We start from the raw sequence: 15,608 nt of genomic DNA on the forward strand, positions 1-15,608 counted from the left end.
TTGAAAAAAGTTTCTACTTTTGCAGCGATTTTTTCAATATAATGTCTAACTACTAGATTTTTAACATTTAACTAAAATGGCAGAAGAAAAAGTAAATGCTGAGGAGCAGGAAAATGCTTCAAAAGCAAATGTAAATGCAAACGTGCCAATGGAAGATTTCGATTGGGATAGTTTTGAGGCAGGTGACGTTGTAGGCGCAGGTGCTTCTAAAGAAGAATTAGCAGAAATGTATGACAAGACATTGTCAACAATTTCTGAAAAAGAAGTAATTGAAGGTGAAGTAATTGCTCTTACTAAACGTGAGGTTGTAATTAACATCGGCTTCAAATCAGACGGTATTGTTAGCCGTAACGAATTTCGCTATAATCCTGAACTAGCTGTAGGCGATAAAGTAGAGGTTTACGTAGAAAGTCAGGAAGATAGAAAGGGACAATTGGTTCTTTCTCATAAAAAAGCACGTGCATTACGTTCATGGGATAGAGTTAATGAAGCGTTGGATAACGATGAGGTTATCAAAGGTTACATCAAGTGTCGCACTAAAGGTGGTATGATCGTTGACGTATTCGGCATCGAGGCATTCTTACCTGGTTCACAAATTGATGTTAAGCCTATTCGCGATTACGATATGTATGTGGGCAAAACAATGGAGTTCAAAGTGGTTAAAATTAACCCAGAATTCAAAAACGTTGTTGTATCACACAAAGCGCTTATCGAGGCTGAACTTGAGCAGCAGAAGAAAGACATCATTTCTAAGCTTGAAAAAGGTCAGGTACTTGAAGGAACAGTTAAGAACATCACTTCTTACGGTGTATTCATCGACCTTGGTGGCGTAGACGGATTGATTCACATTACAGACCTTTCTTGGGGTCGCGTAAATCATCCAGAAGAAATCGTTCAGTTAGATCAGAAACTGAATGTTGTAATTCTTGATTTCGATGATGAGAAGAAGCGTATTGCTCTTGGTTTGAAGCAGCTGACTGCTCATCCATGGGATTCATTGGATTCAGAGCTTAAAGTAGGTGACATTGTTAAAGGTAAAGTGGTTGTTATGGCCGACTATGGTGCATTCGTAGAGATTGCAGCGGGTGTTGAAGGTCTTATCCACGTATCTGAAATGTCATGGTCACAGCACTTGAGAAGCGCTCAGGACTTCTTAAAAGTGGGTGATGAGGTTGAAGCTATGGTATTGACTTTGGATCGTGACGAGCGTAAGATGTCACTTGGTATCAAGCAGCTGAAGACTGATCCATGGGAGAAAATTGAAGAGAAATATGCAGTTGGTAGCAAGCATTCTGCTACTGTTCGTAACTTCACTAACTTCGGTGTGTTTGTAGAAATTGAAGAAGGTATTGATGGGTTGATTCACATCTCAGATTTATCTTGGACAAAGAAAATTAAGCACCCTGCAGAGTTCACAGCTATCGGTGATTCAATCGAAGTAGTGGTTCTTGAAATCGACAAAGAGAATCGTCGTTTAAGTCTTGGACATAAGCAGTTAGAGGAGAATCCATGGGATGTATTTGAAGGTATTTTCACAGTAGATTCAGTACACGAAGGAACAATTGTTGACATTTTCGATAAAGGTGCCGTAATTGCATTACAGTACGGTGTTGAAGGATTTGCAACTCCTCGTCACTTGGTAAAAGAAGATGGCTCGCAAGCTAAAGTTGATGAAAAGCTTGATTTCAAAGTAATTGAATTCAACAAAGCTGCTAAGCGAATCATTCTTTCTCACTCACGCATCTTCGAAGATGAGAACAAATCAGAAGAAGTTGCTGCTAAAAAAGCTGCTGTTAAAGCAACTAAAAAAGGAGTGAAGAAGTTGAATGATAACTTAGAAAAGACTACTTTAGGAGATATTTCTGAGCTAGCTGCACTGAAAAATCAGTTAGAAGCTAATGAAGGAAAGTCTGAAGGAGACAAAGAATAAGTTAAAAACAACGATTTATGGACTTCAAAATTGATAAATTAGACGATTTTACACTGGTTCAGGTTCTGAAGGAGAAGATGGACACCCATGTGGCTCCGACCTTAAAATCGGAACTCGTGCTGTTATCCGGTAATGGTGAAAAGAACATTTTACTGGATTTGGGTAAGTGCAACTATTGTGATTCGTCGGGCTTAAGTGCAATTTTGGTGGCCAACCGATTGTGTAAAAATGCCGATGGTGTCTTTGTGCTGGCAGGTTTGCAGCCAGCTGTTGAGCGCTTGATCTCAGTTTCGCAACTGGACTCAGTGTTAAATATTGCACCGTCGTTGGAGGATGGTATTCAGATGATTAGAAAAGCCATTGAAGCGATTTAATGTCTTTATCATTAACTATTCTTGGAAGTAATTCGGCATTACCTACATCGGATAGATATTCTACCGCTCAGATACTCTGTGTATCTGAGCGGTTTTTTTTGATTGATTGTGGGGAAGGTGCGCAAATGCAACTGCGTCGAAATAAGGTCAATTTTTCAAAAATCAATCATATTTTTCTCTCCCATTTGCACGGCGACCATGTCTTTGGCTTAATGGGATTGATTTCCACCTTTGGTCTGTTAGGACGGCGCAAATCTTTAACCATCCATGCCCATGCTGACTTAAAGGAGCTATTGGCGCCCCAGTTGGCCTACTTTTGCGCTGATTTGCCCTATCAAATCATCTTTCAGGATTTGCACTACGATGCTCCACATGTTATTTATGAGGATAAAAAAGTGACGGTCGAATCCATTCCCTTATCACATCGAGTGCCTACTTGTGGGTTTATTTTTAAAGAGAAGGCAAGTATTCCGAATATTAGAAAAGAGGCCATTGCGCGCTATCAACTTACAGTACCAGAGATTGTGGCTATTAAGAATGGACAGCCTTTTATTGGAGAGGATGGTTCACCTGTTCCTCCGGAACAGTTGCTATTGCCTGCTGCAAAGCCTCTTTCTTATGCGTTTTGTTCAGATACGCGCTATTTTCGGCGGATCATTCCTTTTATTCAAGGGGTTAGTTTGCTATATCATGAGGCTACATTTTTGCATGAGTTGAAAGTTTTAGCCAAACGATCCGGACATTCTACTGCGCGACAGGCCGCCACTATTGCGCGTGATGCAGGTGTCGGACAGCTGTTACTTGGACACTTTTCAAGTCGCTATCGCGACTTAAGTGTATTTAAGGAAGAGGCTAAGGAGGTGTTCGAGAACGTGCATGTCGTTTCTGATAATCAGGTGTACGAGTTATAGTATATACCAATAGTATTGGAGTCGACTTATTGCATTTCTTCAGATCAATTTTAGGATACATCTTCCCACTGTATCTTCTCAAATTCCTTTCAAATTGTAAGAAAATGTAATTTTTTATTGCTTGCTCAAAGCTAGAGTGGGACTGTATTGAACTCTGTTGTCTCACCTCAAACGTATTGCATTAATCTACTACAACTATGCAAACGCTTGCATAAATAAATTTTTTACTTGATATTTGTCTAGTTATTTATTGACACGTATCGTTTAACCAAAATTTAATCAAATGAAAAAAAATCCGATTATAGGTTTAGTTATTAGATGTATAACTAGGCCTGGCGGAAGGCTTTTGTCAGTTCTGTTTTTATCAGTGATGATACTAAATGGAATGCAACTGTTTGCTCAGGAGCGTATATCTATTCAAGGAGAAGTGATAGACGTTAGTGGAGAGACCCTTCCTGGAGTTAATGTTTCAGTAAAAGGAACCAGTAATGGAACAATTACCGATATTACTGGTAAGTTTAGCTTATCAGTATTGAAAAATGAAGTGTTGGTGGTCAGCTTTGTCGGTTATAAAGCACAGGAAATTCCTATTGGGGAGCAGGTAAACTTTCGAATTGTGCTGGAGGAAGATGTTTTGGATTTGGATGAGGTGGTTGTCACAGCGCTTGGTATAAAAAGGGAAAAAAAGGCACTTGGCTATTCCGTAACAGAGGTAAATGCGGAGGATATTGCGCGTAATGGTGAAATGAATGCTATGGCCAGTTTGGCCGGGAAGGTAGCAGGAGTTGATATCACCCAAACTTCAGCTGGACCATCAGGTTCAAAGCGTGTGGTTATTCGCGGTATCAGCGAACTGGAAGGTTCCAATCAGCCGCTATATGTTATCGATGGTGTACCGGTTGATAACTCTACCAGGGGCCAGGCCACTGAATGGGGTGGTTTTGATCTGGGTGATGGTACATCCGATCTTAACTCCGAAGATATTGAATCTATTTCAGTATTAAAAGGTGCGTCGGCTTCCGCGTTGTATGGTAGTCGGGCTTTGAATGGTGTTATTTTAATTACTACAAAATCAGGAACAAAGGGGCGTAAAGGTCTTGGTGTAGAAATCAACTCTTCAGCAACAATAGATCAGGTTTCAACCAAACTGGATGATTATCAAACCGTTTATGGGCAGGGAAATAACGGTCTACTGCCTCGAGAGGGACAACCGGCTAATAGCGCAACTACCGCATGGGGACCAAAGCTGGATCCGTCTATCATGCTTCGTCAGCAGGATGGGAATGAGTATCCTTATGCACGGGTTGATGAAAATGTACAGGGTTTCTTTAGGTTAGGAAAAACATTTAACAATAGCGTAGCTTTATCGGCGGGCGGTGAAAAGGGAAGTGTGCGTTTTTCTTATACCAATGTGCACAACGAAGATATTATTCCCAAGAGTGGCTTGAATAGAAATACTTTTAACCTGCGGGCTTTAACGGAGATTAATAGTTTTATGGAACTGGATGCAAAGGCTACTTACATAGCCGATAAGGTTAATAACCGTCCGGCAATGACAGATGAGGTGACTAATATTGGTAACGGACTGGTTGGTCTGGCACCAAACTTCGATCAAGCTTGGTTACAAACGTATACCGATGAGGATGGTAATTACATCGACTACACGGGTAATGATTATCGTGCGAACCCATACTGGACCCTGAACGAAACCTTTAACCAAAGTCGAAAAAACAGATTTGTAGGTTTTGCATCGTTAAACGTGAGTCTGACTAAGGATTTAAAGTTACGCCTTAAATCAGGTATTGATCGATATAGTAGTCGCTTTGTTAATTTCTATGATAAGAACACGCCAACCAAAGCCGGAGGTGTTTATAATGAAATTAACACGGATGCTCAGGAAATTAATTACGAAGCCCTTCTGAGCTATACAAAAACTTTGGGAGACTGGGATTTATCTGCGAATGTGGGTGGTAATATTATGCAGAACAATATTAAAACCAATAATATTGCCGGGTCCAATATCATAGAGCCGGGTATTGCCAGTATCATTAACTTTACAAATGTTGAGGTGTTACCGAGCGAATATCGTAAGGAGATTCAGAGCATATACGCCTTTGCCCAATTCGGTTATAAGAATTTTGCATTTATTGATATAACAGGTCGTAATGATTGGTCTTCGACACTGCCCTCTAACAATAATTCCTATTTTTACCCATCCGTCTCTGGTAGTTTTATTTTTACTGATGCCGCAGATTTGAATTTGCCTTGGTTGACTTATGGTAAGCTGCGTGCGTCTTATGCACAGGTAGGTAGCGATACTGACCCTTATCGTTTGGCGTTAACATATGCCTTAACAGGAAAGTCTTACAATGGAATGCCAACAGGTGAAATAATGGGTGATTTTGTGCCCAATTCCGATTTGTTGTCGCAAACCACCACCTCGTGGGAAGTAGGTACCGATTTACGCTTCTTAAATAATGCCCTTGGGTTGGATTTTACTTATTATGAGCAAACTACTGATGACCAGATTTTGAATGTTGAACTGCCCGTGGTATCAGGTTATAAAAATGCCATTCTTAATTCCGGTTCGCTCGAAAATAAGGGTATTGAACTTCAGTTGACGGCAAGACCTTTTAAAGGTAATTTCTCGTGGGACATTGTTGTGAATTACACTAAGGTTTGGAATAAAGTAGTGAGTCTTCATGAAGATGTGGATGCTTATACCATAGCTAATGCACGGTGGTCGGGAGTGACCGTAGTGGCCCTGGCAGGCGAGGAATTTGGTACTATTATGGGTAATGCCTATGTGCGCGATCCGGAAGGCAATGTCGTGCATGATGCCTCCACTGGCATGCCCCTTGTTTCTGATGCTCCGCAAAAGATTGGAAGCATCTTGCCGGACTGGACAGGTGGAATGATCAATACCTTCTCATATAAGAACTTTACTCTAAAGGCAAATCTGGATATACGCATTGGTGGTGATATCTATTCGATTACCAACCGTCAGATGGTAGATGGAGGAACGCATGCTATTACAGAGTCTGGTCGCGAAGGATTCAACGATTGGGCTAAACGCAATGACGACGCCCGAAATGAATGGATAGGTGGTGGTAATAATCCGGATGATTATGTGCCCCTCGAATTTGATAATGGATTTGTAGGACAGGGTGTGAAGATGGTTGTGGATGACGCAGGTAATGTGACCTACGAAAAGAATGATGTGATTACTAATCCGCAGAGCTATTGGAGGCATACATCTGCCAATATTCCGGAATCAAATGTTTATGATGCCAGTTATATTAAGATAAGAGATTTGAGTTTGGGTTATTCGGTGCCCAAGCAATTTCTCAAGAATACACCCATACAGGGGCTCACCCTTACGGTTGTTGGGCGTAACCTGTTTACCCTGCACAAAAATGTGCCTAACATCGATCCGGAATCGACTTATAACAACGGTAACGGACAAGGCCTTGAGTATGGTTCATTGCCTACGCGCCGTCACTATGGTTTTAACTTGAATATTAAGTTCTAATAAATTAAGTAAATAATGAAAGCACTAAATAAATACTTATTGGTTATATCGGTACTACTGTTAGGACTTGGCGCGTGTACCGATGATTTTGAGGATATTAATACTAATCCGCAGGCCTTTAATTTTATCGATCCGGGTGTGCAGATGACGAAAATACAGCTCGATTTGAGTGGAAACCGTGAAGAGCTGTGGCGCTACGATTTGGGAATTTGCAGTCCTATGATGCAGTATTTTGCCGGTTCGTGGTGGTGTCAGCACGGTGGGCAGTACCGCATTGTCGAAAAAAATCATTGGTTTACGCTTTGGGAAGAGATGTATCCACGCGATATTAAAAATATTGTGGATGTTATTCATCGTACCGAGGGTGAGGAATATTATCAAAATACAAGGGCAGCTGCACGTATCCTAAAGGTGTATATGTTTTCAATACTGACGGATTTGTATGGTGATGTGCCTTATTTCGATGCGGGGAAAGGCTTCACCGATAAGGTTTTTCAGCCACGCTATGATAAGCAGGAAGATATCTATGCAGACTTCTTTAATGAGCTGGATGAGGCGGTGAATGACCTGGATGCTTCCAAAGAAGGTGTACGGGGTGATATTATGTATGGCGGTTCCGTTGAAAAATGGAAGCGTTTTGGTAATTCTTTACGGATGCGTTTGGGTTTCCGCCTGCAAAAGGTGAACCCCTCCGAAGCTGAAAAGCAAGTGAGAGCTGCCATTGAAGGCGGTGTAATGCAAAGCAATGATGACCTGTGCAAGGTAGTACATCTCGATTTTGATTTTGTTGACGGCGAGAACCGTGGAAATGGTCGCTCCCAGGTGTTTCATGCTTCCGATGACTCGGAGGGCTACCGTTTAACCAATACTTTTGTTGATCACTTGAAAGCTACCAACGACCCTCGCCTATTTGTTTATGGAGGTACTTACCTGGGAGTAGTAAGTGGAAAATACGGACAGGATATTACCGAGTATCTTCAGATGGGTATTACCCACGGTGCCATGTGGTGGAATGAGTGGAGTGATTATGGTGATTTAATTGATGATGAGGGGAATTACATTGCCTGGGTGTCCCAAGGACATAAGCACATGATGCCCAGTAAGTATGTAGCTGATTTTACGGCACCCTTCTTCCATATGACTTATGCCGAAGTGGAGTTGTTGTTGGCAGAGGCAGCGTTGCTCGATTGGGGTGCAACAGGAGCAGCTGAGCATTACGAAAAGGCAGTGCGTGCCTCCATGGAGCATTGTGCCATGTACCCGGGTGCACCGGTCATAGCCTCCGATGTGGTGGATGCCTACCTGGAAGCAAACCCATTACCATCAGCATCACCCGATAATTTAAAGGCCATACACAATCAAATGTGGGTCAACCTATACATGAATGGAGTTGAGGCTTACAGTAGCTTCCGTCGATCGGGTTACCCCGAGTTGGTGCCCTTTGAATCAGTGGAGTGGTACTCAAGCGGTACGGGAGGTGTCATACCCCGCCGTTTCTTCTATCCCGATTTTGAGGCCATTAACAACCCTGAAAGCTATCAGGAGGCCATTGATCGCATGGGGGGAACCAACGATTGGTTAACCCGCGTTTGGTGGGATGTTGAATAAGAAATTAGATTTACGGGGTGTGCCCATACTAATGCGTATGGTGCACCCTCTAATCTTAAAAAGTCATGAAACGGATATTATTTATAGTCTTCGCTGTTTGCTGTGTGTTGGTAGCTTGTGATAAGCATGATGAGGTAAGGCATGGCTTTGCTACATTGGGCACGCACGTGCAGTTGCCTCATTGTGTGATTGTTAAAACCTATTTTGCTGCTAATCAGACAGCTCAAATTAAACTCGTGGACCTGCGCTCGCAGGAAGTGATTTGGAGTCACCAGGCCGATAGGCATCGTAATAAGTTTGTAGTTGGTGGTTTTCAATCAGGGCAAGTGCTTGATTACGAGCTGCAGCTGAATGATCAGGTGATGGATGAGGGACAGATAATTTTGCCCGAATTACCGGATGACTATGCAAGCTTTGTAGATGTGAAAATAGAGGGCGATCTTAATTTGGGTGGTAATTGTCTGTTGGTGAATAAAATGAGTATACCGTCCGGTGTGTTTATTTTCAATGAATATGGTAAGGTTGTTTGGTCGCGTTTGTCTGATAACTTTATCAAGATGGTGAAAATGACGCAGCGTGGTACTTTATTGACACTGGAAGATAATACAGGGGATAAATTTGGAAACGGCAACCTGATTTATGAAACAACTTTAAGTGGCGATACCCTTGTTGCGCTCAAGTACGGAGAGGGTGGTTTTGACAGGATGGCACATCACGATGTGGTATTAACTGGCAGAGGTACTTACGCTTTTATTACCAATGTGAATGTAAATGGCATGGTGGTAGATGGTATTACCGAATTGACCGCTTATGGTACCAAGGTTTGGGAATGGGATATGGCACAGCATGTGCTGCCTATTGAGCCTGGACAGATCTTCGATCAGCCCTGGGGTAATTCTATTTTTGAGGATGAAAACGGTAATTACCTGCTTAGCTTTCGGGTCTTGAGCCAGGTATGGCGCGTCAACTCGGCTACGGGTAAGATTCTGATGAAGTTTGGACAAGGCTGCCAGGGCGCTATTGCCAAGGATATGTTGCCCATGTATCAGCATCATGCACAGTTACCTAAAACCGATGAGTTATTATTATTTGACAATGGTCATTTTGCAGAGCGTCCCTCAAGTCGTATAATGAAGTATCAGCTGGATGAAAAAGGTGAAGTTAAGCAGGTGAATGCCTGCATTGATTTACCTCAGGATCTGTTTTCTCCTTTTATGAGTGCCGTTGAGACCTATCGAGATGGTTATCTTGTAACTTGTTCCATACCTGGCGTAATAGCTTTTATTGATGCATCTGGAGAGGTTGAGTGGAGCATAAAAATGGGCGATAGGATGTTCAGGGCTCAACTGGTTGATAAAAAGATATGACATATCTGTTATATTTTTTTACTTTGCATTTCACTAACAGAATACTATGTATCCCAAAGAAAAGAAAGGCGAAATAACTATTAACGACATCGCCAGAGAACTTAATATCTCACCATCAACCGTTTCGAGAGCCTTAAATGATCATGCGAAAATCAGTGAGGCGACCAAGAAGAAGGTAAAAGACATGGCGAGGGATTTAGGTTACGAGATTAATTTGGTAGCATCCAGCCTTTCTAAAAACAAAACAAATGTTATTGGGGTCATCATTCCGCACCTTGGCTCGCAGTTTTTTGCCAAAGCCTTAAGTGGTATTCAGGAAGTGGCCAGCGACAATGGCTATAATGTGATTATTAGTCAGACAAATGAGAGCGTTCAACAGGAAATTGAAATGACAAGGGTCATGAACTCAGCTCGCGTAGACGGCGTAGTTTGCTGTCTTACGATGGAGACCACGGACGTCAGTCATTTTAATGTGTTTGTAAAAAAGGGGGTTCCGGTTGCAATGTTTGACCGCGTTAATTACTCTGTTCCTGGGCCTAAAGTGGTGGTAGATAATTATGAAGCAGGCTACGTTGCAACAGAGCATTTAATAAATATTGGGTGCAAAAAGTTAGCACATTTGGGGGGTATAGTGTCATCTAAAGTGTTTGAGGAGAGAGCGGAAGGCTTTAACGATGCTCTCAAGAAAAATGGATTGCCGCTTTTGCCACAGTTTTTGTTAGCGAGTGATTTAACAGAGCAAGATGCCCGCGATGCAGCTCGGTTATGGATGAGTTTACCAGACCGACCGGACGGTATTGTAGCAGCGAGCGCATCTACTGGCTTGGTAATTGCTTCCACAGTTAAAAGTATGGGTATGGCTTTGCCTGAATCTATTTCAATCATTTCATTGGGAAATGAGCGGTGCAATGAGTTTGTCTCACCATCTTTATCAGCCGTTGATATGCCTGGCTACGAAATGGGTAAATCAGCAGCCGAACAACTGATTAGTTGTATTAATAAAGGGGTGGTTGACAGTTCCATTATTTTAAAGCCAATCCAATTGCTCATCAGGAACTCATCTTTTAAACATTAGTCACACGGTATTGCAGGCATAAGGGAGATTTTTTAGTGCATCTAAAAATGCAAGCGCTTGCATAGATTCAAAATATTATGCATATTTGCTGCAAACCAAAAAATTATATTAAATGAGACGTTCTGTATTATGTAATTTAATTTTCGGACTGCTGGTGGGGTTGTTCACCAGTTGTGCCACCTCTGAAAATGGAGGATACCTAACCGAATTAAATGATGACTGGTTCATCCAGTCGGCCGATAAAGTTGGGGCTAAAGGTGCCGAAATTAGTCAGCCTGTTTTTGTGCCCGATCAGTGGGTGAAAGGAACTATTCCTGCGACAGTCATGACCATCCTTCGTGAGAATGGCGAGTACCCCGATTTATTTATGGGAAATAATATTGAAAAAGTAGATGACTCCAGGTTTAAGCAGCCTTGGTGGTATCGAAAAGCCTTTGAAATTTCCAATTTTGATCAAAATACGGTTTATCAATTACGTTTTGAAGGATTAAATTATAAAGCCAATATCTGGGTCAATGGCCATCAGGTTGGAGAAGCTGCTGTAATCGAAGGACCATTTAGCAGGTGGACTTTCGATGTGAGTGAGTATCTGGTTAATGGAAAAAATGCGCTCGCTGTTGAAATTATTCCTCCCGTTAAAGGGGATTTAACCATTGGGTTTGTGGATTGGAATCCCGCTGCACCCGATCAGAATATGGGACTGTGGAGAGGCGTTGAGTTAATACAAAGCAAAGCCGTCTCAATTGAATCACCATTTGTACAAACAAAGTTAAATCGGGATAACTGGACAGATGCTGAACTCACCATTACTACAATGGTAACCAACCATTCTGAAAAGCGTGAAAATGCTTTGTTGGAGATTGCTATTGAAGGGATAGGAACTGTTACTAAAAAGGTTGAGCTAGAACCAGGTGAAGCCCGTGATGTATCCCTTACGTCAGCAGACTATCCTCTGTTAAGCGTTAAGGATGCTAAATTGTGGTGGCCAAATAATTTAGGAGAGCCACACATGTATAATATGACCGTTAAGGCGAAAGTAAACGGAAAAGTTTCGCAGCAGTTAGCTACGCGTTTTGGTATTCGCGAAATTGAAGAATACTGGAATAAGGAAGGTCATAGAGGTTGGAAGGTCAATGGACAGCCTTTAACCATTAAGGGCGCCGGATGGGTGGACGATATGTTTTTGGCCGATAGCAAAGAAAAAGTAATTGCACAGGTAGAGTATGTGAAACATATGAACCTCAATTGTATTCGTTTAGAAGGTTTTTGGGGACGCGATAAAACAATTTATGATGCGGCCGACGAAAATGGATTGTTAATAATGATAGGTTGGAGCTGCCATTGGGAGTGGGAACCTTATTGTGGCCGGCCAGAAACTGATTTCATGGCTATCACCGGCAAGGAAGAAATTGAGCGACATGCATTGTCTTATCGTGACCAGGTGCTGTATTTGCGAAATCATCCAAGTGTGTTTTTATGGGTGTTTGGAAGTGATAAGTTACCTGTTCCTGAGCTTGAAGCTAAGCTGAATACGTACATCTCCAATGTTGATAGCTCACGTCCAATTCTGGCAGCGTGTAAGTATCAGGATTTTGGAACAGATCATTATAATCACAGTGAGGTAAGTGGGGCAACCGGGGTCAAAATGTTGGGTCCTTATTCTTATGTTCCGCCTGTTTATTGGTACATTGACACCATTGCTGGTGGTGCCTACGGCTTCAACACCGAGACTGGCCCTGGCCCACAAGTGCCGCCAGTGGAGAGTATTAAGAGAATGATTCCGGAGGATAAACTGTGGCCAATTAATGAAACCTGGAATTTTCATTGTGGACGCCATCAGTTTGGCTCATTGGATCGCTACCTCAATTCCTTTAACAAGCGGTATGGCGAAGCAGGCAGTTTGGAAGAGTTTGCCTTCAAATCGCAAATATCAAACTACGAAGCCATACGGCCCATGTTCGAAGCTTTTCAATCCAATAAATTTGAAGCAACTGGGGTGGTTCAATGGATGTTGAACTCCGCCTGGCCAGAAATGTTTTGGCAATTATACGACTATTACCTGGTACCTAATGGCGCTTTTTATGGCACAAAAAAGGCCTGTCAGCCTTTAAATGCAGTCTACAATTATAAAGACAAAAATATTTATTGGGTAAACGATTTTAATACGGCCCGAAACAGTCAGTCTATTAATATTGAAGTATTTGATATTCATTCAAAGCTTGTTTTTACAAAAGAAGTACAGTTGGATATGCAGGCACACAGTTCAGGTCTGGCTTTTGAGATGCCTCACTTAGAAGGGGTGACCGAAACGTATTTTATTAACCTGGAATTGCGAAATGAAAATAAGGAGCTGGTGACCGATAATTTCTACTGGTTATCTACTAAGGCCGATGAACTGTTATTTGAGGAAACCACCTGGGTTTACACGCCGCCAAAAGATTACGCTAACCTTAAAGGTTTAAATGGCATGCCTGATGTAGAGGTGAATGTTGCCTGGGAGCAAAGTTCAGACGCTGATGGGGTATACTACGAGTGTCAACTTGAAAATACATCTGATCAAATTGCATTTTTTATTGAAGCTGCAGTTGTGGATAAAGCAACAAACCAAATGGTTGTCCCGGTTTTCTGGGATGATAATTATGTCAGCCTAATGCCAAACGAGACTAAAACTATTACAGCCAGATTATCCGGCGATATTTTGCCTGATAATGTGGAGCTTCGAGTTGAGGGCTGGAACCTCAAAAAGTAGAAGTACAAAAGGGGCCGGTTAAATTGCTACAACGCTAAACCAACCTAAAAGTGATACCGGCCTCTTTTACCATGCTTTAAATGAAGCATTTTGAGAGCTCTACCTTTTCATATCTGATGATCGATTGGGAATGAGCGAGGCTTTTTTAACAGAACAATCAACGTGCTGATGTTGATAAGATAAAGAATGAATTAATGGAACAATCAAGAACAATCATTGGGGTTGACCTGGGCGGAACCAATATGCGAACGGGTCTGGTAGAAGGCGATAGCATACTGGAAGTATCCTCTTGTTTAGTGCCCAAAACCGATGATGCTGATGTGGTCACCAACACCTTGATAGAGACGATAAAAGATGTCATCACAACGGAAGTGGAAGGCATAGGTATTGGGGTGCCAAGTTTAGTAAAATCAAGTAATGGAGTGGTGTATGATGTGCAAAATATTCCTTCCTGGAAGAAAATTCCTCTGAAAGAAATTTTGGAAAAAGAGTTTAAGCTGCCTGTTTGTATTAATAATGATGCCAATTGTTTTGCTGTTGGGGAGCGCGTGTATGGTGCCGGACAGGATTACAACGATTTTGTGGGACTGATTACAGGCACAGGTGTCGGCGGAGGCATCATCAAAAATGGTCATTTGATGCAGGATCAAAACTGTGGAGCTGGCGAGTTTGGGATGATACCTTATCTGGAGCATGATTATGAATACTATTGCAGTGGTCAGTTTTTTGAAAACGTGCACCAGATAAACGGAGCAGAGCTGGCCCAAAGAGCTTCTAATGGTGATGCCAATGCGCTGGCTATCTTTGCCGAATATGGAAAACACCTGGGCAATGCCATTAAAACAATATTGTTTAGCGTCGATCCCAATGCCATTGTATTAGGTGGTTCTGTTTCCAGGTCTTATGAGTTCTACAAAGAAGCTATGTGGAAAGAAATTTCAACCTTTCCCTATCAGTTCGTGTTGGAAAACTTTGTGATTGTGCCTTCCGTCGTTAAGGAAATTGCTATTTTAGGTGCTGCAGCACTTTATATTGATGCTGTAGATAAGGAATAACTATTTAACTACGCAAAATAATAATAATGATACAGGACATGACCGTTCAAAACCAATGTGCAGTTGGTGTATACCTGGGAGGGAAGAACTTGCGCGTTGGCCGGGTAAGAAATAATACAGTGGAGGCATCCTTAGCACTTGAAATAGAAAATCATAACTCCGAAGAAGTAATACTTAAGGATATTATGGATGCCATCGATCAGGTATTTACAGAGGATGTGAGAGGCATTGGTATTGGGGTTCCCAGTCTTGTTGATGTATCAAAGGGAATTGTTTACAACGTGGAGCACATGCCTTCGTGGCGAGAGGTGCATTTAGGCGATCTGCTGTCCGACAGGTACAAGGTGGCTGTATATGTAAATAATGATGCCAACTGTTTTGCCATTGGCGAAAAATACTTTGGAAAAGCCAAGAAGTATGCCAATGTTGTTGGAGTGGTTGGAGGAGTAGGTCTGGGATGCGGCGTAATAACCAATAACCATCTGTATTCCGGCACGAATTGCGGAGCCGGTGAGTTCGGATGCATTCCCTATCGTGACCATAACTATGAGTACTATTGTACTACGCAGTACTTCGAAACCAAGTACGGACTAAAGCCGGATGTGCTGTACCGCCGGGCCAGAAAACAGGATAAGATCGCGCTGGCCATATTGGAACAGTTTGGTTTTGATTTTGGACGCGCTATCATAGCTATTTTGTATGCCTATGATCCCGAGTGTATCGTCATAGGAGGTAACGTCAGTCGTTTCTTTCCATATTTTGAAGAATATATGTGGAAGGTGGTTCGTAAGTTTCAGTACGAAAAAACAGTAGAAAAATTGAAGATTGAGGTGAGCGAACAACCGGATATCGCGGTTTTGGGTGCCGCTGCCTTATACTACGACGCTATCTCTAAATAAAGTTTGTCCGTAATGTGTTGATGATGAATCTCTAATGGGGTTTATGTGGGTGTGGTATATCCTGTTTTAAGCGGCATCATAGTGATGTAGGGCGATTGGGGGCATTGA

10 protein-coding genes are annotated in these 15,608 nt (G+C 42.1%); all 10 read left to right on the plus strand.

Annotated elements, in window-relative coordinates; all coding sequences use genetic code 11:
- Positions 1-76 precede the first annotated feature (76 nt).
- The 10 genes from rpsA (at position 77) to ACSX1H_RS07590 (ending at position 15,500) form a co-directional block, all read left to right on the plus strand.
- Positions 77-1,930, plus strand: a complete 1,854-nt coding sequence (gene rpsA / locus ACSX1H_RS07545) for a 30S ribosomal protein S1 (RefSeq protein WP_439183234.1) — start codon at positions 77-79, stop codon at positions 1,928-1,930.
- A gap of 17 nt (positions 1,931-1,947) precedes the next feature.
- Entirely contained in the window at positions 1,948-2,304 is a 357-nt protein-coding gene (locus ACSX1H_RS07550; RefSeq protein WP_262327134.1) for an STAS domain-containing protein, read from the plus strand.
- Positions 2,304-3,215, plus strand: coding sequence for a ribonuclease Z (locus ACSX1H_RS07555; protein WP_439183235.1), 912 nt, complete (start codon positions 2,304-2,306; stop codon positions 3,213-3,215). Before ACSX1H_RS07550 ends, ACSX1H_RS07555 begins: the two co-directional genes overlap by 1 nt.
- Positions 3,216-3,498: 283 nt before the next feature.
- On the plus strand, positions 3,499-6,747 hold the full coding sequence (locus tag ACSX1H_RS07560; RefSeq protein ID WP_439183236.1) for a SusC/RagA family TonB-linked outer membrane protein: 3,249 nt from the start codon (positions 3,499-3,501) through the stop codon (positions 6,745-6,747).
- Between the two features lie 15 nt (positions 6,748-6,762).
- On the plus strand, positions 6,763-8,355 hold the full coding sequence (locus ACSX1H_RS07565; RefSeq protein ID WP_439183237.1) for a SusD/RagB family nutrient-binding outer membrane lipoprotein: 1,593 nt from the start codon (positions 6,763-6,765) through the stop codon (positions 8,353-8,355).
- A 65-nt stretch (positions 8,356-8,420) separates the two neighbouring features.
- Entirely contained in the window at positions 8,421-9,722 is a 1,302-nt protein-coding gene (locus ACSX1H_RS07570) for an aryl-sulfate sulfotransferase (RefSeq protein ID WP_439183238.1), read from the plus strand.
- Positions 9,723-9,768: 46 nt separating this feature from the next.
- Positions 9,769-10,797 (plus strand): LacI family DNA-binding transcriptional regulator, encoded by a 1,029-nt coding sequence (locus ACSX1H_RS07575; RefSeq protein WP_439183239.1) that lies wholly within the window; start codon positions 9,769-9,771, stop codon positions 10,795-10,797.
- Between the two features lie 112 nt (positions 10,798-10,909).
- Positions 10,910-13,546, plus strand: coding sequence for a glycoside hydrolase family 2 protein (locus ACSX1H_RS07580; RefSeq protein ID WP_439183240.1), 2,637 nt, complete (start codon positions 10,910-10,912; stop codon positions 13,544-13,546).
- A gap of 194 nt (positions 13,547-13,740) precedes the next feature.
- The gene (locus ACSX1H_RS07585; RefSeq protein WP_439183241.1) at positions 13,741-14,601 is read left to right on the plus strand and encodes an ROK family protein; all 861 of its coding nucleotides are present in this window, start codon (positions 13,741-13,743) and stop codon (positions 14,599-14,601) included.
- 26 nt (positions 14,602-14,627) lie between these two features.
- On the plus strand, positions 14,628-15,500 hold the full coding sequence (locus ACSX1H_RS07590; RefSeq protein ID WP_439183242.1) for an ROK family protein: 873 nt from the start codon (positions 14,628-14,630) through the stop codon (positions 15,498-15,500).
- The last annotated feature ends 108 nt before the right edge of the window (positions 15,501-15,608 follow it).

The sequence above is a fragment of the Carboxylicivirga taeanensis genome (assembly GCF_051851475.1).
Lineage (GTDB): Bacteria > Bacteroidota > Bacteroidia > Bacteroidales > Marinilabiliaceae > Carboxylicivirga > Carboxylicivirga taeanensis.